The 25,568-nt window shown below is 66.7% G+C and carries 23 protein-coding genes; 4 read left to right on the top strand and 19 right to left on the bottom strand.

What is annotated here, in order from left to right; all coding sequences use genetic code 11:
- Positions 1-19: 19 nt before the first annotated feature.
- The 8 genes from A5777_RS04100 to mihF form a co-directional block, all read right to left on the bottom strand.
- Positions 20-1,393: an RsmB/NOP family class I SAM-dependent RNA methyltransferase gene (locus A5777_RS04100; RefSeq protein WP_064861712.1), complete on the bottom strand. Its 1,374-nt coding sequence runs from the start codon at positions 1,391-1,393 to the stop codon at positions 20-22.
- Positions 1,390-2,334 (bottom strand): methionyl-tRNA formyltransferase, encoded by a 945-nt coding sequence (gene fmt / locus A5777_RS04095; protein WP_064861711.1) that lies wholly within the window; start codon positions 2,332-2,334, stop codon positions 1,390-1,392. Before fmt ends, A5777_RS04100 begins: the two co-directional genes overlap by 4 nt.
- Positions 2,335-2,373: 39 nt before the next feature.
- A complete protein-coding gene (locus A5777_RS04090; protein WP_064861710.1) occupies positions 2,374-4,305 on the bottom strand; it encodes a primosomal protein N' in 1,932 nt (643 codons plus the stop codon).
- A 64-nt stretch (positions 4,306-4,369) separates the two neighbouring features.
- The gene (gene metK / locus A5777_RS04085) at positions 4,370-5,581 is read right to left on the bottom strand and encodes a methionine adenosyltransferase (RefSeq protein ID WP_064861709.1); all 1,212 of its coding nucleotides are present in this window, start codon (positions 5,579-5,581) and stop codon (positions 4,370-4,372) included.
- Positions 5,582-5,710: 129 nt separating this feature from the next.
- A complete protein-coding gene (coaBC, locus tag A5777_RS04080) occupies positions 5,711-6,955 on the bottom strand; it encodes a bifunctional phosphopantothenoylcysteine decarboxylase/phosphopantothenate--cysteine ligase CoaBC (RefSeq protein ID WP_005202697.1) in 1,245 nt (414 codons plus the stop codon).
- Between the two features lie 12 nt (positions 6,956-6,967).
- Positions 6,968-7,267: a DNA-directed RNA polymerase subunit omega gene (rpoZ, locus tag A5777_RS04075; RefSeq protein WP_005202695.1), complete on the bottom strand. Its 300-nt coding sequence runs from the start codon at positions 7,265-7,267 to the stop codon at positions 6,968-6,970.
- On the bottom strand, positions 7,264-7,866 hold the full coding sequence (gmk, locus tag A5777_RS04070) for a guanylate kinase (RefSeq protein ID WP_197502286.1): 603 nt from the start codon (positions 7,864-7,866) through the stop codon (positions 7,264-7,266). The genes rpoZ and gmk overlap by 4 nt, the downstream gene beginning before the upstream one ends.
- Entirely contained in the window at positions 7,863-8,177 is a 315-nt protein-coding gene (mihF, locus tag A5777_RS04065) for an integration host factor, actinobacterial type (protein ID WP_005173231.1), read from the bottom strand. The genes gmk and mihF overlap by 4 nt, the downstream gene beginning before the upstream one ends.
- A 613-nt stretch (positions 8,178-8,790) precedes the next feature.
- Here mihF and A5777_RS04055 point away from each other — a divergent pair.
- Positions 8,791-9,321 carry a hypothetical protein gene (locus A5777_RS04055; RefSeq protein ID WP_197502285.1) on the top strand — a complete coding sequence of 177 codons (531 nt, stop codon included), beginning with the start codon at positions 8,791-8,793 and terminating at the stop codon, positions 9,319-9,321.
- A 79-nt stretch (positions 9,322-9,400) separates the two neighbouring features.
- On the opposite strand, the gene pyrF is transcribed toward A5777_RS04055, so the two are convergent.
- From pyrF to A5777_RS04000, 11 genes are all read right to left on the bottom strand, one after another.
- Positions 9,401-10,243: an orotidine-5'-phosphate decarboxylase gene (gene pyrF, locus A5777_RS04050; RefSeq protein ID WP_064861706.1), complete on the bottom strand. Its 843-nt coding sequence runs from the start codon at positions 10,241-10,243 to the stop codon at positions 9,401-9,403.
- Positions 10,243-13,578, bottom strand: coding sequence for a carbamoyl-phosphate synthase large subunit (gene carB, locus A5777_RS04045; RefSeq protein ID WP_064861705.1), 3,336 nt, complete (start codon positions 13,576-13,578; stop codon positions 10,243-10,245). The genes pyrF and carB overlap by 1 nt, the downstream gene beginning before the upstream one ends.
- On the bottom strand, positions 13,578-14,747 hold the full coding sequence (gene carA, locus A5777_RS04040; RefSeq protein ID WP_064861704.1) for a glutamine-hydrolyzing carbamoyl-phosphate synthase small subunit: 1,170 nt from the start codon (positions 14,745-14,747) through the stop codon (positions 13,578-13,580). Before carA ends, carB begins: the two co-directional genes overlap by 1 nt.
- Entirely contained in the window at positions 14,744-15,265 is a 522-nt protein-coding gene (locus A5777_RS04035; protein WP_064861703.1) for a PH-like domain-containing protein, read from the bottom strand. Before A5777_RS04035 ends, carA begins: the two co-directional genes overlap by 4 nt.
- A complete protein-coding gene (locus tag A5777_RS04030) occupies positions 15,262-16,629 on the bottom strand; it encodes a dihydroorotase (protein ID WP_064861702.1) in 1,368 nt (455 codons plus the stop codon). The genes A5777_RS04035 and A5777_RS04030 overlap by 4 nt, the downstream gene beginning before the upstream one ends.
- A complete protein-coding gene (locus A5777_RS04025; RefSeq protein WP_005202679.1) occupies positions 16,626-17,597 on the bottom strand; it encodes an aspartate carbamoyltransferase catalytic subunit in 972 nt (323 codons plus the stop codon). Before A5777_RS04025 ends, A5777_RS04030 begins: the two co-directional genes overlap by 4 nt.
- Complete coding sequence (gene pyrR, locus A5777_RS04020; protein ID WP_005202678.1) at positions 17,597-18,169, bottom strand: bifunctional pyr operon transcriptional regulator/uracil phosphoribosyltransferase PyrR; 573 nt, start codon at positions 18,167-18,169, stop codon at positions 17,597-17,599. The genes A5777_RS04025 and pyrR overlap by 1 nt, the downstream gene beginning before the upstream one ends.
- 89 nt (positions 18,170-18,258) lie before the next feature.
- On the bottom strand, positions 18,259-18,723 hold the full coding sequence (gene nusB / locus A5777_RS04015) for a transcription antitermination factor NusB (protein ID WP_005202675.1): 465 nt from the start codon (positions 18,721-18,723) through the stop codon (positions 18,259-18,261).
- A gap of 30 nt (positions 18,724-18,753) precedes the next feature.
- Positions 18,754-19,317 carry an elongation factor P gene (gene efp / locus A5777_RS04010; RefSeq protein WP_005173212.1) on the bottom strand — a complete coding sequence of 188 codons (564 nt, stop codon included), beginning with the start codon at positions 19,315-19,317 and terminating at the stop codon, positions 18,754-18,756.
- A 66-nt stretch (positions 19,318-19,383) separates the two neighbouring features.
- Positions 19,384-20,499: a M24 family metallopeptidase gene (locus tag A5777_RS04005; RefSeq protein ID WP_064861701.1), complete on the bottom strand. Its 1,116-nt coding sequence runs from the start codon at positions 20,497-20,499 to the stop codon at positions 19,384-19,386.
- A gap of 30 nt (positions 20,500-20,529) precedes the next feature.
- The gene (locus A5777_RS04000; protein WP_064861700.1) at positions 20,530-22,302 is read right to left on the bottom strand and encodes a bifunctional sugar phosphate isomerase/epimerase/4-hydroxyphenylpyruvate dioxygenase family protein; all 1,773 of its coding nucleotides are present in this window, start codon (positions 22,300-22,302) and stop codon (positions 20,530-20,532) included.
- A gap of 77 nt (positions 22,303-22,379) precedes the next feature.
- Between A5777_RS04000 and A5777_RS03995 the strand changes: the two genes are divergently transcribed.
- From A5777_RS03995 to A5777_RS03985, 3 genes are all read left to right on the top strand, one after another.
- Positions 22,380-23,024 carry a TetR/AcrR family transcriptional regulator gene (locus A5777_RS03995; RefSeq protein ID WP_064861699.1) on the top strand — a complete coding sequence of 215 codons (645 nt, stop codon included), beginning with the start codon at positions 22,380-22,382 and terminating at the stop codon, positions 23,022-23,024.
- A gap of 132 nt (positions 23,025-23,156) precedes the next feature.
- Positions 23,157-24,029 carry a shikimate dehydrogenase gene (locus A5777_RS03990; protein WP_064861698.1) on the top strand — a complete coding sequence of 291 codons (873 nt, stop codon included), beginning with the start codon at positions 23,157-23,159 and terminating at the stop codon, positions 24,027-24,029.
- 41 nt (positions 24,030-24,070) lie between these two features.
- Positions 24,071-25,423, top strand: coding sequence for an MFS transporter (locus A5777_RS03985; RefSeq protein ID WP_064861697.1), 1,353 nt, complete (start codon positions 24,071-24,073; stop codon positions 25,421-25,423).
- Positions 25,424-25,568 lie beyond the last annotated feature (145 nt).

The raw sequence follows: 25,568 nt of genomic DNA, 5'->3' as shown, positions 1-25,568 counted from the left end.
CGGCACCGCCCTCCGACTGTCACTCCTTCGTCAGCGCGGCCAGGAACATCGCGTCGGTGCCCTGCCGATGGGGCCAGAGTTGTACGTGCGGGCCGTCGCCGATCTCCTCGGTGCCCACCAGTGGCCGGGCGTCGAGCTGCCGAGCCTCCGGGACGTCGTCGAGAACAGAGGCGACGAGTTCGGTCGTCTCCGCGGGGTGCGGCGAGCACGTCGAATAGACGACGACGCCGCCGGGGCGCACCATTCGCAAAGCCTCCGTGAGCAATTCACGCTGAAGTCCCACGAGCTCGGTGACGTCCTCGGGAGTGCGCCGCCAGCGGGCCTCCGGTCGACGACGAAGCGAGCCGAGTCCCGAACACGGGGCGTCGAGCAGAATTCTGTCGTAGCCGGGGGCCAATCCCGTCTCGGGCGTGAGAGTGCGCGCGTCGCCGACGTGGACGTCGACAGGCATGTCGCGGGTGACACCGCGGATCAGGTCGGCGCGGTGTTCGCTCACCTCGACGGCGTCGACGTGTGCCCCGTCGATGTCGGCGATCGCGCCGATCAGCGCGGCTTTACCGCCGGGGCCTGCGCACATGTCCAACCATCGGCCGCCGTCCTCGCCGATGTCGGCGGCGGTGACAGCCCGTGCGACGAGCTGACTCCCCTCATCCTGAACTCCCGCATACCCCTGGCGCACAGCCTCGATGTCGCCAGGGTCGCCGCCCGGCAGGTACACCGCGTACGGCGAGTAGCGACCAACCTCGCCACCGCTCGTGAGGGCCAGTTCCTCGGCAGTGATCAATCCCGGACGCGCGACGAGGTGCACCGGCGGGCGCTCGTCGTCGGCGGCGAGTGCGGCCTGCAGCTCGCCTGCGGAGCCCCCGAGTGCGTCGGAGAACACCTCCGCGATCCACCGCGGATGGGCGTACCGGAACGCGAGATTGCCGACGAGATCCTCCCAGATCGGCGGAGCGAGTTCGTCGACCCACAGATCCTCGTCGCGCTGAGAAATCTTGCGCAGCACAGCGTTCACGAAACCCGATGGCCCCATGCCCTTTTCGCTACGAACAAGATCGACGGACGTCGAGACCGCCGCGTGCGCCCCGATGCGGGTACGCAGCAACTGGTAGGCACCGAGACGCAGCACGTCGAGAACGTCGCCGTCGATCTCGGACACCGGACGATTCGCCGCCGCGGCGATGATCGCGTCGAGAGTGCCGAGTGCACGCGCTGTGCCGTAGGTCAGCTCGGTCGCCAGCGCGGCGTCGCGTCCGGTGATCTTGCGCTCCCGCAACAGCTTCGGGAGTACGAGGTTGGCGTAGGCGTCGCGCTCACGGACTGCGCGAAGGACGTCGCGGGCGACCTCGCGGACCGGATCGGCGGCCTTCTTTCGCAGTTTCGGATCACTCATGACAGCACCGTCTCCTCGTCGAGTCGCGCACCACGCGCCCAATCCGTGGCGGGCATCTGCTTCTTGCCCGGCGGCTGCACCCACCCGAGCCGCACGGGATCGGTGGCCGTCCCGACGAACACCACCTTTTTGGTGACGACGACGCGCCCGGGCGCCAGATCCTTCGGCGCGGACGGGTCGTCGGAGCCGACGAGGCCGACCGGGCCGAGCTTCACGCGCGCGTCGCCGAGTGTCGTCCACGCGCCAGGTGCGGGAGTGTGCGCACGGATACGTCGATCGAGCAGGTGCGCGGGCAGATCCCACCGGACCCGCGCGTCGTCGACCTCGACCTTGGGTGCGTGGCTGACTCCCTCTGCGGGCTGCGGCACCGGCGACAACGCACCCGCGGCGATCCCGTCGAGAGTGGACGCGAGGAGCGTCGACCCTGCGTCGGACAGCCTGTCCAGCAGGTCTCCGCTGGTGTCGGTCGGCCGGATCGTTTCGGTCAGCACACCGCAGACAGGGCCGGTGTCGAGGCCCTTCTCCAGCAGGAAGGTGCTGGCGCCCGTGGTCTCGTCACCGGCGGCGATCGCGGCCTGCACCGGTGCGGCCCCACGCCACGCGGGCAACACCGAGAAGTGCAGATTGATCCAGCCGTGCGGCGGGATCTCGAGAACGTCCGGCGGAATCAGCCCGCCATAGGCGACCACGGCTCCGACGTCGGGTTGCCACCGCGCGAGTGCGTCGCCGACCTCCGCGTCGGACATCCGACGCGGGCTGATGACCTCGATGCCGTTCGCATCGGCGAGTTCGGCGATCGGTGACCGCGACACCTTACGACCACGCCCCGCGACCGCATCGGGTCGCGAGATCACACCGACGACCTCATGGTCGGCCGAGGAGAGCAGTCGCTGCAATGAGGGCACCGCGACCTCGGGTGTTCCGGCGAACACGATCCGCACGTCAGACTCCTTCGGCGTCGTTGGGCGCAGACATTGCGCTCATCCGATGGTAGGTGGATCGACCTGCACACGGATCGGCCCGGTCTCGTGATGTGTGTTGCGGCGCACCTGCGCCTCGGTCAGCGCCGCCGTCAGCTCTCGCCCGTGTCGGCGGTCGGTGCGCACCAGAATGCGTTCGATCTCGGCGCCGTCGGGAACACCAGCGGGGGGACGGACGCCCGGTGGCAGTGGCACCGGACCGAGAACGTCTGCACCAGAAGGCAATTCGATCAGATCGGTGAACGCGTTGATCGACGCGGTGTCGCCGTCGATCGAGGCCATCGTCACCGCGGGCGGAAAACCCAACTCGACCCGATTGCCGAGTTCGTGCGCGGCGAAACCCACCGGATCCCACCGGATGACCGCTTGCACCGGGCTCAGCGACGCGTCGGCGACGATCACCATCGCACCGCCGTCGTGGCGCGCACGGATCAGCGCACCGATCGCCATCCAGCGGCGCACCGCGTTCTCGTCGACGCGCAGGTCGAAGCGGTCGAGCTGGGCCCACGTGTCGAGGACGATCGCCGCTCCGTAACCGCCGTCGGCAATTGGTTCTGCACCCGGCGTCGACACGACGACGCGCGCCCCACCGTCGACTCGGTCGTGGATCGACGAGCCGCCACTGGTGAGCACCGGGACACCCGCAAAGGCACGTCCCAACTCCTCGGCAGTACGGCGTGCGCCCGTCGTGAGCGCCCTGACCTGCATACCGCCACATTCGACGCAGCGAAAGCGCAGCTCGATCCGGCCACACCATCGGCAGGTGAGCTGCTGGTCGGCGCCCATCTGCACCGGCCCGTGACACGACCTACAGCGCACGTGGGTACGACATCGCGCGCACGCGAGCGACGGGATGTATCCGCGCCGAGGCACGCTGAACAGGACCGGGGCGTCGGCGGCGATGGCTTTCCGCGCGGCGTCGAACGCCACCTCGGGTATGCGTGCGCTGTGCGCCAACGGATCACGTGCCACGCGCGCATCCTCGTCGCTGATCGCGTCGATCCTGGGGCTGCGGTCGCGGACCGTCGTTCGCGCGGCAACGAGGTCGTGGGCCCAGCCGGCCTCGGCGAGTACCTGTGCCTCGGCGGTTCGTGCGAAACCACCGATCACGAGTCCGGCGCGCTCGATGTGCGCCCTCAACACCGCGACCTCGCGTGGGTGCGGATACGGCGCTCGCGGCTCATCGAGGCTGTCGTCGCCATCGTCCCAGATGACCATCAGCCCCAGGTCGTGCACGGGCGCGAACACCGCACTGCGGGTACCGAGTACGACGTCGGCCGCGCCTCGACGCACCGCCAACCATCGCCGATACCTGGCGGTCGGGCCGAGTCCTGCGGCGAGCGTGACGCACCGGTCGTCGAGCAGCGGCTCACATGCTGCCGACAATCTGTCGAGATCACGTTGATCGGGTACTACGACGACCACGCCGCGCCCCGCCGCGGCGACGTGCGCCGCGAGTTCGGCGAGTCGTGCCGGCCAGTCCTCCCCCGGCGTCGCCTGCCACAACGCCCGCGGAGCACCTTCGGCGAGCGAGTCGAGGAACGAGCCGGCGTTGAGATACGCACGCCACCCGTCACGTTCGGGAACGACGACGTCCGACGTCGGCGCAGGCGTCTCCTCCTTTTCGGTGCGCGCGTGTCGTGGCGGCACCGCGAGTCGGATCACGTCGGACATCGTGCCCGCGTAGCGCTCGGCCACCGCACGACAGACGAGCATCATCTCGGGCGAGAGCACCGGCTCGGGCGAGACGATCCGTTCGAGCCACCCCAGCTTGCCGGGATGCTCGGATTCCTCAACGCGGTCGAGAAGAAAGCCGTCGACGAGTCGGCCAGAGAACCGAACCCGCACGCGGACTCCCGGGACGGCATCGGAATCTTGCTCGGCGTCGATCAGATAATCGAAAGGCCGGTCGAGATGGGCCAGCCCGAGCATGGGCAGAACCTTCGCGACCGGCTTCGACGCTGCACGTTCTTTCTGCAGAACTGCGGCTTATGTCTTAGAGACCCGCTGCCGAGCGCAGCTTGTCGGCCCGGTCGGTGTTCTCCCAGGGCAGGTCCAGATCGGTGCGCCCGAAGTGGCCGTAGGCCGCGGTCGGGCCGTAGATGGGACGCAGCAGGTCGAGATCGCGGATGATCGCGAGCGGGCGCAGATCGAACGTCTCGGAGATCGCCTTGCGGATGACCTCGGGATCGGTTTTCTCGGTGCCGAAGGTCTCGACGAAGAGTCCGACGGGAGCTGCCTTGCCGATGGCGTAGGCGACCTGCACCTCGATGCGGCTGGCCAGACCGGCGGCGACAGCGTTCTTGGCGACCCAGCGCATCGCGTACGCCGCGCTGCGGTCGACCTTCGACGGATCCTTACCCGAGAAGGCACCGCCGCCGTGGCGAGCCATGCCGCCGTAGGTGTCGACGATGATCTTGCGTCCGGTCAGGCCTGCGTCGCCCATCGGACCGCCGAGTACGAACTTGCCCGTGGGGTTGACCAACAGTCGGTAGCCCTCGGTGGTGAAGCCGGGCAGATCCAGCTCGGCGAGGACCGGATCGATCACCTGCGACTTGATGTCAGGGGTGAGCATCTTCTCGAGGTCGATATCGGCTGCGTGCTGGGTCGAGACGACGACCGTGTCGAGTCGGACCGGCTTGTCGCCGTCGTATTCGATGGTGACCTGGGTCTTTCCGTCGGGGCGCAAGTACGGCAGCGTGCCGTTCTTACGAACCTCGGTCAGCCGACGTGACAACCGATGAGCGAGCGCGATCGGAACCGGCATCAGCTCGGGGGTCTCGTTGGTGGCGTACCCGAACATGAGTCCCTGGTCGCCCGCGCCCTGCGCGTCGATCTCGTCCTCGGAGATGCCGCTGCGGCTCTCGTGCGAGTTGAAGACACCACCCGCGATATCGGGTGACTGCGCACCGATCGCCACGTTCACACCGCACGACGCACCGTCGAAGCCCTTGGTCGACGAGTCGTAGCCGATCTCGAGAATCTTGCTGCGGACGATGCCGGGGATGTCGACGTAGGCGGTCGTCGTGACTTCTCCTGCCACATGTACCTGGCCGGTGGTGACGAGGGTCTCGACGGCAACGCGGGCCTTCGGGTCGTCGGTGAGGATGGCGTCGAGCACCGAATCGCTGATCGCGTCGCAGATCTTGTCCGGATGGCCCTCCGTGACCGACTCACTGGTGAACAGGCGTGACGCAGAGCTGGTCATCTGATCCTCTCAAACTCGTGTCCCCCAGTGGGAGCACACGGCAAACTCGAATGGTCGCCGTTGGTGGTCTCGTGGATTACAAACCTACACACTCGCCCCGACATTCGATTGACGAGGTGGAGGGCGAACCTAATCAGGCAGCAAAGCGCGAACTTCGTCTAGTATTCGGCTCGCCATGAGTGTTTTCGAACCGTAGGGAAGCGACGTCTCGTTGCCGTTCGCCGCGAGCAACCAGCCCGTATTGTCCTCGGTGCCGAACGCCTTGCCGTCGCCGACCGCGTTCACGACGAGCAGGTCGCAGCCCTTCCGACGCAGCTTCGCGCGGCCGTGGTCGAGCACACCACCCTGGTCGTCGCCCGTCTCCGCGGCGAAGCCGACGATCACGACCTCGGACGGGATGGCACCGGACTCCCTGGACTGCACGAGTCCCCGCAGAATGTCGGGATTGGTCGTCAGCTCGATGGGTGCGGGGCCATCGTCGTTCTTCTTGATCTTGGTGTCGTTGACGGTGACCGGACGGAAGTCGGCGACAGCAGCGGCCATGATCACCGCGTCGGCGTCTGCGGCACGCTTGGTCATCTCGTCGGCGAGTTGGCGCGCGTCCTCGATATGGACCACCTCGACGCCTGCCGGCTCGCCTGCCTCATTGGTCGAACCCGCGACGACGGTGACATGAGCGCCACGCTGTGCCGCTGCGCGTGCGAGTGCGAAGCCCTGTTTACCGGAACTGCGGTTGCCGAGGTAGCGCACGGGGTCGAGCGGCTCACGGGTACCTCCCGCGCTGATCACGATGCGCGCACCCGCGAGGTCGTAGGGCAGCGCGCCGGAGCGGTCGAGCAGCAACTCGCCGAGCAGTGCGATCTCCTGCGGCTCGGGGAGGCGCCCAGCGCCGGTATCGCGACCGGTCAGCCGACCGGACGCCGGCGTCACGACAGTGGCGCCGCGCTCACGCAACGTGGCGACGTTGGCCTGCGTTGCGGGGTGCTCCCACATCTCCGTGTGCATGGCGGGGACGAACATCACCGGACAGATGACCGTCAGTAGCGACGCGGTGAGGAGGTCGTCGGCCCGTCCCATCGCGGCACGGGCCATCAGGTCTGCTGTGGCCGGTGCGACGATCACCAGGTCGGCAGCCTGACCCAATCGCACGTGCGGCACTTCGTCGACGTGGTCGAAGACCTCGGTCGAGACGGGATGACCCGACAGCGCTTCCAGGGTTGCCTTGCCGACGAACTCGAGTGCTGCACGGGTCGGGATGACCCGCACCTCGTGTCCGGCCTCGGTGAAGTGTCGGATGACCGAGCACACCTTGTATGCGGCGATCCCGCCGCCGACACCGACCAGAATGCGCCGCTTGGCGTCCGGAGTGGACATCTCCTGTGAGTGCTACTCGCCCTCGGTGTGCTGCAGCAGATCCGAGTGGATCTCGCGCATGGCGATCGACAGTGGCTTCTCCTGCATACCCGGCTCGACCAGCGGACCGACGTACTCGAGGATGCCGTCGCCGAGCTGGTTGTAGTAATCGTTGATCTGACGTGCGCGCTTGGCTGCGTAGATCACCAGGGCGTACTTCGACGACGCGCGCTCGAGCAGATCGTCGATCGGAGGGTTGGTGATACCGAGTGGGGTGTCGTACGACGGTGCGTCGACGATCTCGGGGGTGTCGAAATTGGTCTGCGTGCTCACGCGAACTCCTGCTTTGTATTGTCGGATCCAACCAGCAAGGATACCAACTGGCGGGCGGCTGAGTCGACTTCGTTGTTTACCACCACGTGGTCGAACTCGCCCTGCGCGTCCATTTCGGTTCTGGCGGTTTCGAGACGACGCTGCGCCGCCTCGGGTGTTTCGGTGCCGCGACCTGCGAGTCGTTCGACGAGATCGTCCCAACTCGGCGGCGCGAGGAAGACGGTGATGGCCTCGGAAAGTCGGCGTACCGCGTTGCGTGCGCCAGCCAGGTCGACCTCCAACAGTACCGGCTGACCGGTCGCGAGGGCGTTTTCGACAGGCTTCGCCAGCGTGCCCGATCGCTGGAGTCCGCCGTGGATCTCTGCCCACTCGAGGAATTCGTCTTCGGCGATCATGCGATCGAACTCGGCGTCGGACACGAAGAAGTAGTCACGCCCGTCGACCTCGCCGGGGCGCGGGGCGCGGGTCGTGGCGGAGACACTGAAGAACAGAGTGGGCACGAGCTCGCGGACTCGCCTCACGACGGTCGACTTACCCACGGCCGAGGGGCCGACCAGAATAACCAGTCGGCCCCTCGTGTGTGTGTTCTGCCCGCTCAGGACGGGAACTTCTCGAGCAGCGCCTTGCGCTGACGATCGCCGAGGCCGCGCAGGCGGCGCGTCGGGGCGATCTCGAGTTCGGTCATGATTTCCTGCGCCTTGACCTTGCCAACCTTCGGCAACGCCTCGAGCAGAGCCGAGACCTTCATCTTGCCGAGGATCTCATCGGTCTCGGCATCCTTGAGCACCTGCGAGAGATCGGTGCCACCGCGCTTGAGACGCTCTTTGAGCTCGGCGCGTACTCGGCGAGCGGCAGCTGCCTTCTCCAACGCAGCGGCGCGCTGCTCGTCTGTCAACTGGGGAAGCGCCACGGGTTCCTCCGTCTTTCGTTCTCGAACTGACTACACCGGCGCCCGGGGCAGGCTCCGGTGGCGTGTGGCCGCGTGTCTCGACGTGTACTCGCCCGATCAGGGGCACCATCACGTCGAATGACTGCAGCGAAAGCGACCGTACCCATCTGAACAGGCATTTGCGAGAGGCACCCCCGCGTTTTCGGTCGGCCTCGGTGATGTAGAGGGTTGGGAAACTCCCTGCTCACCGACGACCCGGCAGAGCCTACGCGTCCGCTGTGACAGATCGCGAATCCGAACAAAACAGCTGGTCAAAGGCTCAGCTGCGCGACACGTGTGTTCCGGACGCCTCGACCTCGTCGATGCTCGTCGAATTCCGCCTGGTACTGCTGTGACAGCAGTTGCGACCGACAAACTCCACGAATTGATGCACTGCTTGAGCGTGTCGCGCGCCCGCGTCCTCGACGCTCCCCTTTGCTGACGCCCACATCCACCGATCGGGGGATGCGCTGATCATCCTGCTGATCAGCCCGTCGGCGGAGGTTGCGAAGGGCTTCTGAGCGGCAAAGTCATTGGTGTCAGAAACAGCGACCACGCCCCCCAAGGACGCGGCCCCGTCGCAAGGAGAAACACCATGAACGCCAACAACACCACCCCCGAGGCCAACACCGCCGCCGCAAGCACCGGGCAGACCAAGCCGCGTCACCGGAAGGCCTTCGCGATCCGCACCGCAGCCGTTGTCGCAGGACTCGGCATTGCCGGCACACTGGCCGCCGCCGGAGTCGGCGCGGCACACGCGGGCACCTTGCCGGTGAACCATCCGGGAGAGCCGACCGTCGCCATGACCATCACCAACCGCACCAATCACACCGAGTTCTACGCGGGCGGTACGCCTGGCTCCGGTCAGTGGATCAACGCACCTCAGTTCGCTCTGGCCCCGGGGGCCAGCGAGGTCGTCACCGCGAGCGCACCGAACGCACCGTCGGAGACGGTGTTCGTCAACTACCAGGTCGGCGCCTTCGGCCCGCGTGCGATCTACGAGCTGGAGAACGTCCGCGGCGATGTGAACACCAACATGACCGGCACCACCGGTGGTCACTACTTCGTCAATGCCTCGGTCGCGAGCGGATTCCCCAACGCGAACGCTGTCTACGACCTCTGGTGATAGGAACGAGCAGGCGCCCGCCCGGCACAGACAGTGTCGGGCGGGCATTTCGTCGTCGGAGCCCTCGGAACTCCGACGATCAGCCCAGAGCGGCCTCTACCTCGTCGCGAGCGAGCGCGAACGCCGTCCGCAGCGCCGCAACATCGGGACCCGCGCGCAGCACCCCGCGGGAACTCGCGGGCAGTACCCAGGCCGGATCGGCGCCGTCGAAAACCTCGGGGAGGTCGGCGGCCGTCGCACCCTGCGCCCCGAGACCGGGAGCCAGGATGGGGCCTTTCAGTGCGCTCAGATCGAGCCCATGCGCACGGGTTGCTCCGACGACAAGCCCGACCGTCGCCGATCCGTCAGCGTTCTGTTCAGCGGCGTCGTCGACGATCGTCTGTCCGACGGCCCGGTCCCCCGTCGCGGCGAGCTGCACGCCCGCCCCCTCGGGGTTGGATGTGCGTGCGAGCACGAAGACTCCGCGCCCGCCGCGCCGCGCGGCGTCGATCGCGGGTGACAGTGAGCCGAATCCCAGATACGGCGAGACGGTGACGGCGTCGGCGCACAGCGGTGACCGTTCGTCGAGCCACGCGTGGGCGTACGCCTGCATCGTCGAGCCGATGTCGCCGCGTTTGGCGTCGGCGAGTACGACGGCACCCGCCGCGCGGCACCCCGCGATGACAGACTCCAACACTGCGAATCCAGTCGCGCCGAACGCCTCGAAGAAGGCCACCTGCGGTTTGATCACGGCTGCAACAGGGCCGAGCGCGTCGACGCAGATGTCGGCGAACTGCCGCAGCCCAGTGGTGTCGACGGGCAACCCCCACTGCTCGAGCAGCTCGACGTGGGGATCGATCCCGGCGCACAGCCTGCCACGTTCGGCAACAGCAGATCGGTAGTGAACCGCGAAACCTGTTGTGTCCGAACGTGTCACATTCATCACCCCTCGTTGATCAGCGTCGCGTGCCGACGCTGCAGCGATTCGACGCCTATCTCTTTTCGCATCGCAGCCTCGATGCCCTGCACCGCAGCGCTGGCTCCCTGCACGGTGGTGATGCACGGAATTCCGGCGGTGACCGCAGCACTGCGGATCTCATAGCCGTCGACACGCGGCCCCGACTGGCCGTAGGGCGTGTTGATCACCATCGCGACCTCACCGGCGAGAATCGCGTCGACGATCGTACGCTCCCCCGGCTTGGCCTCGAAGTGCTTGGGCACTGTCGTCGCGACGATTCCGTTGCGTCGCAACACCTCTGCGGTGCCCTCGGTGGCCAGGATGGTGAACCCGAGGTCGGCGAGGTGTTTGACCGGGAACAGCAGCGCGCGCTTGTCCTTGTTGGCCACCGACACGAAGACGGCGCCCTGCGTGGGCAGTGAGCCGTATGCCGCGGTCTGCGACTTGGCAAAGGCTCGACCGAAATCGGCGTCGATTCCCATGACCTCGCCCGTCGACTTCATCTCCGGGCTCAGCAGCGCGTCGACGCCCGTGCCGTCGAAGCGGCGGAAGCGGTTGAACGGCAACACTGCTTCCTTGACCGCGATGGGAGCGTCGATCGGCGCGGTGCCGCCGTCGCCGGTGGCGGGCAGCAGTTCCTGCTCGCGGAGTTCGGCGATGGTCTCGCCGAGCATGACGCGCGCGCACGCCTTCGCGAGCGGGACAGACGTCGCCTTCGACACGAACGGCACGGTGCGGCTTGCACGCGGATTCGCTTCCAGGACATACAGGATGTCGTCCTTGAGCGCGTACTGCACGTTCATCAGTCCACGAACGCCGATGCCCTTGGCCAATGCCTCGGTGGAGCGTCGGACCATCTCGAGATCCGATCGGCCCAGCGTGATCGGCGGCAGCGCGCACGCCGAATCACCGGAGTGGATACCGGCCTCTTCGATGTGCTCCATGACGCCACCGATGTACACCTCGGTGCCATCACACAGGGCGTCGACGTCGATCTCGACCGCGTCTTCGAGGAAGCAGTCGACGAGCACCGGGTGGTCGGGCGTCAATTCTGTTGCGCGCGAGATGTAGTCGGCAAGCGATGCCTCGTCGTACACGATCTCCATGCCGCGACCGCCGAGCACGTAGGACGGGCGCACCAGTACCGGGTAGCCGATCCGGGCGGCGGTGTCGCGGGCCTCCTCGAACGAGGTCGCCGTGCCGAACGCGGGCGCGGGCAGTCCGGCTGCGGTGAGTACCTTGCCGAACTCGCCACGGTCCTCGGCGAGATCGATTGCCGCAGGGCTGGTTCCGACGATCGGTACCCCGGCGGCCTCGAGACGGTCGGCGAGTCCGAGCGGTGTCTGCCCGCCGAGCTGCACGATCACTCCCGCGACGGTGCCCGACTGCGACTCCGCGTGGTACACCTCGAGCACATCCTCGAAGGTCAGCGGCTCGAAGTAGAGGCGGTCGGCGGTGTCGTAGTCGGTCGAGACCGTCTCCGGGTTGCAGTTGACCATGACGGTCTCGTAGCCGGCCTCTGACAGGGTCAGCGCCGCGTGCACACACGAGTAGTCGAACTCGATGCCCTGACCGATGCGGTTGGGACCCGAGCCGAGGATCAGCACCTTCGGCCGCTCGGTCTGCGGAGCGATCTCGCTGGTTGCCGCTGGATCGAGCTCGTAGGTCGAGTAGTGGTAGGGCGTCTTCGCCTCGAACTCGGCGGCACAGGTGTCGACGGTCTTGTAGACGGGCCGGACGCCGAGCTCGTGGCGATGGGCGCGAACGGCATTCTCGTCGGCGACATCGTCACGCAGAGCGGCGATCTGACGATCGGAGAAGCCATTCGACTTCGCGTCGCGGAGCAGATCCTCGGTGAGCTCGGCGGCGTCGCGGATCTGCGCGCCGAGCGCGCCGATCCCAGCGATCTCGGCGAGGAACCACGGGTCGATGGCGGTCGCCTCATAGACCTGCTCGATCGTGGCCCCGGCGTCGAACGCGAGCATCACCTTGTAGATGCGACCGTCCTTGGGGGTCGCGATCTCCTCCAGCAGGGCGTCGAGGTCGACGGTCGCCGGATCGGGCCGGTTCGGCTCGGTCCAGAATCCGGCCGCCTTGGTCTCGAGCGAACGCATCACCTTGCCGAATGCCTCGGCGAAGCTGCGGCCGAGACTCATCGCCTCGCCCACCGACTTCATCGTGGTGGTCAGCGTGTCGTCGGCGCCGGGGAACTTCTCGAACGCAAAACGGGGTGCCTTGACCACGACGTAGTCGAGCGTCGGCTCGAAGCAGGCAGGCGTTTCTTTCGTGATGTCGTTGGTGATCTCGTCGAGGCTGTAGCCGATGGCGAGCTTCGCGGCGATCTTCGCGATCGGGAAACCCGTTGCCTTGGAAGCCAATGCCGACGAGCGGGACACTCGCGGATTCATCTCGATCACGATGAGTCGTCCGTCGCGCGGGTCCTGCGCGAACTGGATGTTGCAGCCGCCGGTGTCGACGCCGACCTCGCGCAGAATGTTGATCGAGAGGTCGCGCATCTTCTGGTATTCACGGTCTGTCAGGGTCATCGCCGGTGCGACGGTGATCGAATCGCCGGTGTGCACTCCGACCGGGTCGACGTTCTCGATCGAGCACACGACGACCACGTTGTCGCGGTTGTCGCGCATCAACTCGAGTTCGTATTCCTTCCACCCGAGGATCGACTCCTCGATGAGCACATTCGCGGTCGGCGACGCCGCGAGGCCTCCACCGGCGATGCGGTCGAGGTCGTCTTCGTTGTAGGCCATACCCGAACCGAGGCCACCCATCGTGAACGACGGGCGCACGACCACGGGATACCCGAGGTCGGCGACGGTCTCGCGCACTTCTTCCATGGTGTGGCAGACGCGCGACCGCGCGCTCTCTCCCCCGACCTTGGCGACGATGTCCTTGAACATCTGCCTGTCCTCGCCGCGCTGGATGGCGTCGAAGTCGGCACCGATGAGTTCGATGTCGTATTTCTCGAGCGAACCCCGATCATGCAGGGCGACAGCGGTGTTCAGCGCGGTCTGTCCGCCGAGGGTGGCGAGCACGGCGTCGATCGGATGACCGGAGTCGCGCTCGGCCTCGATGACCTTCTCGACGTACTCGGCCGTGATCGGCTCGATGTAGGTGGCGTCGGCGAACTCCGGATCGGTCATGATCGTCGCCGGGTTGGAGTTGACCAGGCTCACGCGCAGGCCCTCGGCCTTGAGCACGCGGCATGCCTGGGTGCCCGAGTAGTCGAACTCGCAGGCCTGTCCGATGACGATCGGGCCGGAGCCGATCACCAGGACGTGATTGATGTCGTCGCGGCGCGGCATTAGGACCTCGTTCCGTGTGCGCGATCTGCCTCCAGCAAAGAGACGAATCTGTCGAACAGATAGGCGGCGTCGTGTGGGCCGGCCGCCGCTTCTGGGTGGTACTGGACCGAAAACGCTCGGCCGGAGAGCAATTCGACGCCCTCGACGGTTCCGTCGTTGGCGCAGACGTGGCTGACGCGGGCACGGCCGAAGTCGGTGTCGAACTCTTCGCCTGCTTCGCCCTCGAGCGCGAATCCGTGATTCTGTGCGGTGATCGACACCTTGCCGGTCGCCGCGTCGATCACCGGGATGTTGATGCCGCGGTGACCGAACTTCATCTTGTAGGTGTTCCGGCCAAACGCGCGGCCGAGGATCTGGTTACCGAAGCAGATGCCGAACAGCGGCAGATCGGCGCCGAGGACCTGTCGGGTCAGCGCAACGGCTTCGTCGGCGGTCGCCGGGTCGCCCGGGCCGTTCGACAGGAACACGCCGTCGGGCTTCAACTCGGCGATCGCGTCGAAACCGGCCTCCGCGGGCAGCACGTGCACGGCGACGCCGCGTTCGGCGAACATGCGCGGGGTGTTGGTCTTGATGCCGAGATCGATTGCGGCGACGGTGAATCGTGGGTCGGAAGCCGGTTCGACGAGGTAACCCGTGTCGGTACTGACCTCACCCGCGAGGTTCGCGCCCTTCATCGAGGGCTGGCTGCGCACCCGGGCGATGAGTTCGTCGTCGGCGGCAAGCGCACCACCCGAGAAGACCCCGGCTCGCATCGATCCGTGGTCGCGCAGCACGCGCACGACGGTCCGCGTGTCGATACCCGAGATTCCGACTATGCCCTGACGCTCGAGTTCGTCTTCCAGGGACGTTGTCGCGCGCCAATTCGACACGCGCCGTGTGGGATTGCGCACCGCGTACCCGGCGACCCAGATCTTGCCCGAGTCGCCGACCTCGCCCTCGCTGCCCGCACTGCCGGTCGATTCGCCGTCCTCGTTGTTCCAACCGGTGTTACCGATCTGCGGAGCAGTGGCTACGACGATCTGTCGGTGGTAGCTGGGGTCGGTCAGTGTCTCCTGGTAGCCGGTCATCGCGGTGCAGAACACCGCTTCGCCGAGCGTCTCGCCGACGGCGCCGTATTCCCGGCCGCGGAACACCTGGCCGTTCTCGAGCACCAGAACCGCTGCGGTCATTGGTCTTTCCTCTGTTCTGTATCGGGCTGTGTGTCGAATGCGGCCACCCATCCCGGGTAGACGGTCTTGTCGTCCGCACGCATTCCTGAATCGATCTCGGTTCCGGTCGGCAGCACCCAGCGGATCACCAGCAGTCCGTCGGCCGTCATGACCTTGCCCGCGAGCCCTCGCTCGGTGCGGAGGGCGGTGATCGACGAGCGGGGAATCCAGATGTCGCTGGCTCCACGCCGTTCGAGCAGCACACCGTCGGGGTAGGCCGAGATGGTCGCGGTGGCGCGATCCCCGACGTCGCCGACTGCCACTCGGTTCTGCCAACTCGGCGCGAGCGTCGAGCCGACGTACAAACCTGAGTCGGGGCCGAGCTGCGGCTCGCCGAGTTCGGTTGGGGCAACGGGCATCTCGCCGATCAACTCGGCCTGGCGACGACCCCGGTTGCGCCATCCGCGCAGGACCAGTGAGATGAGTCCGAGCCACACCAGCACGACGACGATCACGATGATGATCTCCGACGCACTCACCGGGTCACCTCGCCGTCGCGTGCCGTGACCACGCCGCGCAGCAGCGTCGCCACCACGGTCGCCGGCATCGACATCGACTCGTAGGGGGTGTTGTCGGAGAGGCTCGCGAGCTCGCGCCCGTGCACCACCCACGACGTCTCCGGGTCGACCAGCGTCAGATTCGCGGGTTCCCCTACAGCGATCGGGCGGCCCTGATCGGTGAGCCCGACGATCTGCGCAGGACGTTCGCTCATGACGCGGGCGACGCCACGCCAGTCGAGCAGACCCGGAGTGACCATGGTCTCGACGACGATCGGCAGCGCGGTCTGCAGCCCGAGCATTCCTGGCTTGGCCTGCGTGAACTCGCAGCACTTCTCCTGCGCGGCATGCGGCGCGTGATCGGTCGCCACGCAGTCGACGATCCCCTCGGCCAGGGCCTGACGCAGCGCCACGTTGTCGCGCTCCTCACGCAGCGGCGGATTCACCTTGTTGATCGCGTCGTAGGCTCCCAAACCTGGCCCGCTCGCTTCGCTCCCGGAGCCCAGCAGCCGCGAGTCGTCGAGCAGCAGGTGATGCGGGGTGACCTCTGCGGTCACGTCGATTCCCTGCTCCTTGGCCCAGCGCAGCAGTGCGACGGTGCCCTCGGTCGACGCGTGGCAGATGTGCACCCGCGCCCCGGCGTCGCGAGCCAGCAGGGCGTCGCGGACGACGATCGACTCCTCGGCCGCGCGCGGCCAGCCCGCGAGTCCGAGCCGTGCCGCCGTCGGACCCTCATGCGCGACGGCCCCGACAGTCAGGCGTGGCTCTTCTGCGTGCTGCGCGATGAGCACGCCGAGCCCCTTGGCGTATTCGAGTGCCCTACGCATGAGCAGCGGGTCGGAGACGCATTTTCCGTCGTCACTGAACATCCGGACGCCCGCAGCTCCCGACGCCATCATGCCCATCTCGGCGAGTTGCTTGCCCTCGAGTCCGACGGTGACGGCCCCGACCGGGTAGACGTCGACGAGTCCGACTTCGCGTCCAGAACGCCAGACGTTGTCGGTCACCGTCGAGTTGTCGGCGACGGGAGCTGTGTTGGCCATCGCGAACACGGCCGTGTATCCGCCGAGAGCTGCTGCGGCAGAACCACTTCGGATGGTCTCGGTGTCTTCGCGGCCGGGTTCGCGCAGATGCGTGTGCATGTCGACGAAGCCGGGAAGCACGATGGCACCGTTGCCGTCGACGACCTCGATGTCGCCCTGGGCGTCGATCGACGTTCCGATCTCCGCGATCTCGCCGTCGGTGACCAGTACGTCGACCGGGTCGCCCTCGCCGTACGGGCGGACCGAGCGGATCAGCACCGATCCCGTGGCAACCGATCCTGCTGCCGAGCTGGGGCCGGTCACAGCGCACCTCCTGATTCTGTGCCCGCGAGCAGCCGGAAGAGCACCGCCATGCGGACATGCACGCCGTTGCGCACCTGTTCGAGAATGGTCGCGCGCGGCGAGTCGGCCACCGAGTAACCGATCTCCATGCCGCGCAGCATCGGACCCGGATGCAGCACGACGGCGTCGTCGGACAGCAACCCCATCCGACGCTCGTTGAGGCCGTAGCGCACCGAGTATTCGCGTGCGGACGGGAAGAAGCCACCGTTCATGCGCTCCGCCTGCACCCGCAGCATCATCACGGCGTCGGCGCCCGGGAGTTCGGCATCGAGGTTGCCCGACGTCTCGACCGGCCACTCGTCGACACCCACCGGGAGCAGCGTCGGCGGCGCGACCAGCACGACGTCGGCGCCGAGGGTGGAGAGCAGATGCGCATTCGACCGCGCGACGCGCGAGTGCAGTACATCCCCGACGATCGCGATTCGACGTCCCTCGATACTGCCGAGTCGCTGACGAAGCGTGAGGGCGTCGAGCAGCGCCTGCGTCGGATGCTCATGGGTGCCGTCACCCGCGTTGATCACCGCGGGTCCGGTGCCCTCCGCATCCGGGCCGTCCGGGCCGAATCCGCCGGAGGTCCAGGCGGCGATCTGATGTGCCGCGCCCGACGCGGGATGCCGCACGATGAGCGCATCGGCTCCCGCAGCCCGCAGCGTCTTCGCGGTGTCGCGCAGCGATTCGCCCTTGTTGACCGACGAGCTCGACGCGCTCACGTTGATGACGTCGGCGCTCATCCACTTGCCCGCGACCTCGAAAGAAACCCTTGTGCGGGTGGAGTTCTCGTAGAACACGGTCATGACGGTGCGTCCGCGCAGCGTCGGGAGTTTGCGGATCTCGCGGCCGGTCAGCGCCTGTTCAAAGCGCTCGGCCTCGTCGAGAAGATCGGTGGCGTCGTCGCGGGTCAGGTCGGCAGTCGAGAGTAGGTGGCGCATCACTGATCCGCCTGCTCGTCGCTCGACCCCTTCGAGCCGAGCACGACCTCGTCGACGCCGTCGTGCTCGGTCAGGTGTACCGACACGGTCTCGTCGCGCGAGGTGGGGATGTTCTTTCCGACGTAGTCGGCGCGTAGCGGTAGTTCGCGGTGCCCACGGTCGACGAGGACAGCGAGCTGGACTGCCGCCGGACGGCCGAGGTCGCGGAGCGCGTCGAGTGCCGCGCGGACGGTTCGGCCCGAGTAGAGCACGTCGTCGACGAGGACGACGACGGCGTTGTCGACGCCACCGGCGGGCACCATCGTGCGTTCGAGGGGGCGGTGCGGCTTGGCACGGAGATCATCACGATAGAGCGTGATGTCGAGGTATCCGACGGGAACGTCGACGCCGGAGAACTCTTTGATCCTCGCGGCCAGCCGATCGGCGAGAGTTGTTCCACGCGTCGGGATTCCGATGATTACCACGCGGGGTGCATCGGGTGAGCCCAGAGCCGTCTTCTCGATGACCTGGTGCGCGACGCGCGCGATGGTGCGGGACACATCCGCGGCGTCGAGCAGAACACGTTCGCCCATGTATGGACCTCCTTCTCCGCCTCACGGGACGGATCGTTAAAGGATGTCTGTCGCCGAATACTTTACACGCCGGTAGGCATAGGGCTGTTCTAGCCCTGCCCGTCGGACCCGGCCGCCTGCGCCGCCCGTACCTGCGGGGCGAGCTCGGCGATCTTTGCCAACACACCGTTGACGAACGCGGGTGAGTCGTCGGTGGACAGTTCCTTGGCCAATTCGACGGCCTCGTCGACGATCACGATCGGATCGACGTCGGTCGAGTTGAACAGCTCCCACGTCGCGAGACGGAGAATCGCACGGTCGACGGCGGGAAGCCGCTCGAGCGTCCAGCCCTTCAGATGCGACGCCACGACGGAATCGATCTGTGCCTGGTCGTCGGCGAGCCCCTCGATGACCGTCGCGGTGTAGTCGTGGATCTCGCCGACGCTCTCGTCGTCGCGCACGAATTCGCGCCGTTCCGCGACGAGCTGCGCGGGGCTGACCTGCTTGGCTTCAGCCTCGAACAACAGGTCCACCGCGCGGCGGCGGGCCTTGTGCCGGGTTCCGGGTTGCTTCACTGATCTACCTTCGCTGACGGAGCCGGGCGGTCAGCTGTTGACGCGGCCGAGGTAGCTGCCGTCGCGCGAGTCGACCTTCAGCTTGTCGCCGGTGTTGATGAACAGCGGCACCTGGATCTCGGTGCCGGTCTCGACCGTTGCGGGCTTGGTGCCGCCGGTCGACCGATCACCCTGCAGACCCGGGTCGGTGTGCGTGACGACGAGCTCGACCGTGACCGGGAGCTCGACGAACAGCGGCTGACCCTCGTTGAGGGAGACCTGGACGGTCATGTTCTCGAGCAGGAAGCGTGCGCCGTCGCCGACGGTCTCCGGCGCGATCGGGTACTGCTCGTAGTCCTGTGCGTCCATGAAGACGTAGTCGGTGCCGTCGTTGTACAGGAACTGCATGTCGCGACGATCGACGGTCGCGGTCTCGACCTTCACGCCTGCGTTGAAGGTCTTGTCGACCGTCTTACCGCTGAGCACGTTCTTGATCTTGGTACGCACGAACGCGGGTCCCTTGCCGGGCTTGACGTGCTGGAACTCCAGGATCTGCCAAAGCTGATCGTCCATGCGGAGTACGAGACCATTCTTGAAATCGGCGGTGGTCGCCATGAATCAGTTCCTCAATCTTCTACGTCGGTATGTGTGCATCTCCTGCGCATCGGCGTGCGCGGGCCGTCAGATGACGGTGAAGGTCTTGTCGGTGGTGGTCAGCAGGTCGGGCTCGCCATCTGTCACGATGAGCGTGTCCTCGATCCGGACGCCACCTCTTCCGGGGAGGTAGACACCGGGCTCCACAGTCACCGCTGCGCCGGAAGGTAGTGTACCCGTCGCCAGTTTTCCGATGCCCGGCGCTTCGTGGATCTCGAGTCCGACGCCGTGGCCGAGGCCGTGCACGTACTGGTCCCCGTAGCCGGCGTCGGCGATGATCGACCGCGCCGCGGCGTCGATCGACCTGAGGTCGGCGCCCGCTTTCAGCGCCTCACGGCCCGCAGTCTGTGCCGTCAACACCAGGTCGTAGATCTCGCGCTGCCAGTCCGCTGCGCGCGCGAGCACATAGGTGCGGGTCATGTCCGAGTGATAGCCGCCCGCGACGGCCCCGAAGTCGATCTTCACGAAGTCACCGTCTGCGAGGACCGTCGACGTCGGGCGGTGGTGCGGGATCGCCGAGTTGGCACCCGCCGCGACGATGGTCTCGAAGGAGATCTCGTCGGCACCGTGGCGGAACATCGCGTTCTCGAGCGCACGTGCCACCTCGCGTTCGGTGGCCCCGGCACGGATCACACCGTCGGAGATGATCTCGGCGAGTGCGACGTCGCCGATGGCACAGGCCCGCCGCAGCAGTTCGACCTCTGCGTCGTCTTTGACCTCACGCAACTCGGCAACGAGTCCGGTCCGTCCGACGAGTTCACTCCCCTGCCCGAGACCGCCCGTCAGAGTGGCATGTGCGGCAACCGTGAGGACATCCGACTCGAAGCCGACCCGCGAGGCACCCGCGGCGATAGCGGCTCCGATGAGCTCCTCGGTGCAGTTGCGCGCGATGACAGCGACGAGGTCTCCCGACTGTTCGGCGACCTGCGTCAGGTAGCGCCCGTCGGTGCAGATCCGGTCGCCGTCGCTGCCTAGGGCGGAGATCGACAGCGCGGCGTTGGAGCCGGTGAACCCGCTCAGGTAGCGAATGTTGGTGAGGTCGGAGACCACGAAGACGTCGACGGGCGCCGGGCCGGTCGAGATCAGTGCACGAAACCGCTCGCGACGACGCGCGAATTCATCGGGCAACGGAGCTGTGAGCATGCCACTCACGCTACTCGGAGGGCTGCTGCGCTACTGCTGCGCGGCGAGTCGCACGGGTGCGTTGTCGATGCCGTACCCGTCATAGCCGTCGAACCGCTGGACGAACTCGAAGAAGACCCGGCCAACCGTGCGTGTGTAGAAGTGCAGCAGGTACCCGCCCGCCGGATCGGAACTGCGGTCGTAGAGCACCCCCAGCTCACGCAGCTGCGCCAGCAGTTCCTCGTCGATGCCGAAGCGTCCACGAACGTAGTCGTAGTAGTTGTCCGCAACGCGCAGAAACTGCAGGCCGGCCTCGTGCGCGCGACGCGCGAGTCCGAGCACGTCGTCGCACGCGAATGCGACATGCTGCGCAATGGCCTCGGAGTCGAGGACGTGCGGGGCGACGTTGAGTGGAATCCGCACGCCGCCGTCGACAGAACGCAGCACCTCGCTGCGGATCAGCCCGCGTGGCCCCGGCACTTCGACCGGGTCGTCGACGTCGAGACCGAACACGCTCATCAGGAACAGCCGTGCGTCGTCGGCGGTCTCCCACTGCTGGGTGAGATTGACGTGGTCGATGACGCGAATCGACGTGGGCGTCGTCGGCAGCCCGTCGTCGAACTCGTCGACCCAACCGGGTTGGTCGGGCGTGTCTCCTGTCCAGAAGACCTCGGTGCCGCCGGGCACGATTGTCGTGCCGAACGCGTGCTCCGACGCGTGTGTGCGGCGGTTGACGGCGGCGGCGCCGAGGATTGCGGAGCGTCTGCTCACCGCGTCCGGGTCGGATACCTGGAGTCCGATGGCTGCGATGTGCGGCGACTCGTCGCGCGCCTGTTGCTCGTTGAGAACTACTCGCGCCTGACCTGCTGTCCACAGGGTGACCGGCTTGCTCCGATGTCGGCCCCGTCCGACGAAGCCCAACTGGTGCAGCATCGCCTCGACCTCACGGGTGTCCTCGGCCTTGATCTCGACGAAGTCGAATCCTGACGGAGGCTTGGGGTCGGGGATGTCGATCAGGTCGAGCCGGTCCTGCAACCACAGCAGTGACCGGTGCGCGTGCACCGCGGTCGGCACCGGGTCGGTCTGCCGGAACGTGTCGTTGAACACCTCCAACGACAACGGGCCGGTGTAGCCGGCAGCCAGAACATGACCGACGAAGCCCTCCAGATCGAATGCGCCCTCGCCAGGGAACAAGCGATGGTGCCTGCTCCACGACAAGACGTCCATGGAGAGCGCCGGGGCGTCGGCGAGCTGGAGAAAGAAGATCTTCTCCCCTGGGATCGCGCGGATCTCCGACGGATCATGCCCGCGGGAGAGCACGTGAAAACTGTCGAGGCACAGACCCACTGCCGGATGGTCGGCGAGTTCGACGATCCGCCACGAACGTCGGTAGTCGTCGACGAACCTTCCCCAGGCGAGGGCTTCGAAGGCGATGCGCAGTCCGTGTCCGGCGGCGAGGTCGCCCACACGTCGGAGCTGATCGGCGGACACCGCGTCGTCGTCGATGGTCGTGGTGGCGACATTGCTGCAGACGAGAACCGTGTCGATGCCGAGTCGCGCAGCTGTGGCGAATGTCGCATCAGCGCGTCGCAGGTTGTCGACGAATCTCGCTTCACTGACACCTTCGATGTCGCGCAACGGTTGATAGAGATACAGCGCCAGGCCGAGCCTTTGTGCGAGAGCTCGAATCTCCTCCGGCGACTGATCGGCGGCGATGAGATCGGGCTCGAAGATCTCCACACCGTCGAAGCCCGCTGCGGCGCACGCGTGCAGTTTCTCGACAAGTGAGCCAGACACCGAGACGGTCGCGATCGAGGTCTTCATCACATCAATGTACCAATTGGTACATAGTGGTGGCAATGGTTCGTCGTGGGCAGATGCCTCGCAAGTAAGCTCCCATCGTGGCCGCCAAGCCGAAATCCGAACTCCAGCGCGATCCCGAGCGCACGCGTGCCGAACTGCTCGACGTTGCCACCGAGGTCTTCGCCGAATCGGGATATTCGGGCGCCAGGGTCGACGAGATCGCCGAACGCACGCGCACCACCAAGCGCATGATCTACTACTACTTCGGCGGCAAAGAGGGCCTCTACCTGGCAGTTCTGGACCGGGCGTACCGCGGAATCCGTCAGGCGGAACAGAAGCTGCGCGTCGACCACGCAGATCCGATCGAGGCGATCCGACGACTCGCCGAGGTCACCTTCGACCACCACATCGACAACGACGACTTCATCCGTCTGGTCTCGATCGAGAACATCCATCGCGGTGACTTCATCCGACGACTCACCGACCTCCCCCAGTTGAGCGCCCCCGCAACGTCGCTCCTCGACGACATCCTCGCCGACGGTCGGACGGCCGGCTTGTTCCGGACCGACGTCAGCGCGCTAGACGTCCACCTGGTGATCAGCTCGTACTGCGTGTTCCAGGTGGCCAATCGCTACACCTTCGGCTACCTCTTCGACCTCGATCTGACCGAGACGTCGAACCGCGCTCACCTGCGCAGAATGATCGGCGACGTCGTCGTCGGGTGGCTCACCACCAACGCCTGAACACACCCCGCCCAACGGGAGTCTCTGCGTCTTCTTGTGCGATTCCAATCACACGAAACTGTTGACGAGACGCGGAGCACAGTGCTCTACTCGATTGCGAACGTACTAGTTCGTACATTACGGAGACAGCTCATGGAACCTTCCGAGACCAGCTTTCTGGTCGGACTCATCGGCACCGGCGTCGGGCCGTCGTTGACCCCGGCGATGCACATGGCCGAAGGCCGCGCGTTCGGGCTCGACTACAGCTACCGCCCGATCGACCTCACCGCGGCGGGCATCTCCCCCGACCGCATCGGCGAGGTGCTGTCCTGGGCGCGCGCGCTCGGATTCGACGCCGTCAACGTCACCCACCCGTGCAAGCAGTTGGTCATGGCGCACCTCGACCATGTCGATCCCGTCGCGGCCACACTCGGCGCGGCGAACACGGTTCTGTTCACCGACAACGGCGACGTCGGATACAACACCGACACAACGGGATTCGCACACGGCTTCACCGAGGGGCTGCCCAACGCCGACCTCGCCGACGTCGTGCTGGTCGGCGCGGGCGGCGCGGGAACGGCGGTCGCGGATGCGCTGTTGCGGCTCGGTGCCGCCCATCTCACCGTCGTCGACCTCGACGTCGACCGCGCCGGAGCCCTCGCACACGACCTGGCCACCCGCCACCCACTGCCACGTGTCGACGCCGCGGCGTTCGACAAGCTCCCCGCACTGCTTCCGGAGAGTTCCGGCGTCGTCCACGCGACACCAACCGGCATGGCCGAACATCCCGGCATCGCGTTCGACGCCTCACTGCTCCGGCCTGACCTCTGGGTGGCCGACATCGTCTATCGCCCCCTCGACACCGCGCTGCTGCAGGCCGCGCGCGCAGCGGGCGCACCGACCCTCGACGGAGGCCACATGGCCGTCTACCAGGCCGTCGACGCATTCGCGCTGATCACCGGGCTGCACCCGGATGCCGATCGGATGACCCGCCACTTCCGCCAACTCGTCGCAAACGCGTCCTGAACCGCCTGCCACCAGGCACAATCGCACCAGAGGAGCACCCAATGACCACAACCGAATCCGACGGCACCGGAGCCGTCGGGAAACGCACACCACGACACGCCGCACTCGCGGGGTTCATGGGCAGTGCCGTCGAGTACTACGACTTCTTCCTGTTCGGCTCCGCGGCAGCACTGATCTTCCCGCACGTCTTCTTCCCATCCGACGACAACGCGGCACTGGTGATGTCATTTGCCACGTTCGGTGTCGCCTACATCGCACGCCCGATCGGAGCGTTGATCCTCGGCCACTTCGGTGATCGCATCGGTCGCCAGCGGGTACTGATGTTCACGCTCGTGCTGATGGGGCTGTCGACGTTCGTCATCGGTTGCCTGCCGACCTTCGATCAGATCGGCTGGCTGGCTCCCGTACTGCTCGTGATCTGCCGTCTCCTCCAAGGATTCTCAGCCGCCGGTGAACAGGCAGGCGCCAGTTCGCTCGCACTCGAGCACGCACCCGACCACCGCCGTGCGTTCTTCACCTCGTGGACGCTGACGGGAACCCAGGGCGGACTCATCCTGGCCTCGCTCGTCCTGATCCCCTTCATGGCACTTCCCGACGACGCGAAGTATTCGTGGGGCTGGCGCATTCCGTTCTGGCTGTCGGCCGTCGTCGTTCTCGTCGCATTCTTCATCCGACGTCGACTGCACGAGACCCCGCAATTCACCGAGGCTCGCGAATCCGGCGAGATCGCACGCCTGCCTTTGGTGCCCCTGATGCGTGACCATTGGCGCGATGTCACACGGGTTGTGTTGTGCGCGTTCATCGCCGCGGTCTCGACGGTCTTCGCCAATCTCGCTCTCGCCTACGGCAAGCATGTCGGGCTCGACGCCGGACTCACCCTCTGGCTCGTGGTCGTCGCCAATATCGGCGCGCTGATCACCCAGCCGCTGTTCGGCGCCCTTGCCGACCGCATCGGACGCAAGCCCGTCTTCATCTATGGCGCACTCGCCTCGGCCTTCCTGATGCCCTTCTACATGCTCTCCATGAGTCAGAGCAACCACCTGCTGACCTTCGTGCTCGCCGTGCTCACCTTCTCGTTCGGCTATGCAGCGGCCAACGCCGTGTGGCCCGCGTTCTACGGCGAGATGTTCTCCACCCGGGTCCGGTTCTCCGGCCTCGCGATCGGTACCCAGCTCGGATTCCTCATGGCGGGCTTCGCACCGTCGATCGTGACCGCGCTGGGAGGCGTCGGAGACGGCGGCTGGGTGGTGATCAGCATCTTCACCGCGACGATCTGCCTGATCGCGGCCGCGGCGGCCCTCACCGCGCGGGAGACCAAGGATGTCGCGACCGAGGACCTCGGAATCGCACCGGTGACGGTGACGACCCGCAGCGCCACAGCGCTCGCAGCCTGACATCGCACTGAACCCCGACGCGGGGGGGGGGGGGGGGGGGGGGGGGGGGGGCGCCCCCCCCGGCCGGGGCGGCCGCCCCCCGCCCCAAAGGCGGAGGGGTCAGGGGGGGGGGGGGGGGGGGTGGGGGGGGGGGGGGGGGGCGGGG

It is taken from the genome of Gordonia sp. 852002-10350_SCH5691597, assembly GCF_001665715.1.
Taxonomy (GTDB): Bacteria; Actinomycetota; Actinomycetes; order Mycobacteriales; family Mycobacteriaceae; genus Gordonia; species Gordonia sputi.
The sequence above is the reverse complement of the archived record's forward strand: the minus strand, read 5'-3'. Positions and strand labels throughout refer to the sequence as shown.

Bases quoted from the DNA above. Each gene is read 5' to 3' on its own strand.
- A5777_RS04025 (WP_005202679.1), bottom strand. From the start codon at position 17,597: ATGCGCCACCTACTCTCGACTGCCGACCTGACCCGCGACGACGCCACC.
- carB (WP_064861705.1), bottom strand. From the start codon at position 13,578: ATGCCGCGCCGCGACGACATCAATCACGTCCTGGTGATCGGCTCCGGC.
- coaBC (WP_005202697.1), bottom strand. From the start codon at position 6,955: ATGTCCACTCCGGACGCCAAGCGGCGCATTCTGGTCGGTGTCGGCGGC.
- A5777_RS04005 (WP_064861701.1), bottom strand. From the start codon at position 20,499: ATGCTCACAGCTCCGTTGCCCGATGAATTCGCGCGTCGTCGCGAGCGG.
- A5777_RS03985 (WP_064861697.1), top strand. From the start codon at position 24,071: ATGACCACAACCGAATCCGACGGCACCGGAGCCGTCGGGAAACGCACA.
- pyrF (WP_064861706.1), bottom strand. From the start codon at position 10,243: ATGAATGTGACACGTTCGGACACAACAGGTTTCGCGGTTCACTACCGA.
- A5777_RS04090 (WP_064861710.1), bottom strand. From the start codon at position 4,305: ATGCTCGGGCTGGCCCATCTCGACCGGCCTTTCGATTATCTGATCGAC.
- A5777_RS03990 (WP_064861698.1), top strand. From the start codon at position 23,157: ATGGAACCTTCCGAGACCAGCTTTCTGGTCGGACTCATCGGCACCGGC.
- carA (WP_064861704.1), bottom strand. From the start codon at position 14,747: ATGACCGCAGCGGTTCTGGTGCTCGAGAACGGCCAGGTGTTCCGCGGC.
- A5777_RS04100 (WP_064861712.1), bottom strand. From the start codon at position 1,393: ATGAGTGATCCGAAACTGCGAAAGAAGGCCGCCGATCCGGTCCGCGAG.
- A5777_RS04055 (WP_197502285.1), top strand. From the start codon at position 8,791: ATGAACGCCAACAACACCACCCCCGAGGCCAACACCGCCGCCGCAAGC.
- metK (WP_064861709.1), bottom strand. From the start codon at position 5,581: ATGACCAGCTCTGCGTCACGCCTGTTCACCAGTGAGTCGGTCACGGAG.
- efp (WP_005173212.1), bottom strand. From the start codon at position 19,317: ATGGCGACCACCGCCGATTTCAAGAATGGTCTCGTACTCCGCATGGAC.
- A5777_RS04000 (WP_064861700.1), bottom strand. From the start codon at position 22,302: ATGAAGACCTCGATCGCGACCGTCTCGGTGTCTGGCTCACTTGTCGAG.
- pyrR (WP_005202678.1), bottom strand. From the start codon at position 18,169: ATGGGCGAACGTGTTCTGCTCGACGCCGCGGATGTGTCCCGCACCATC.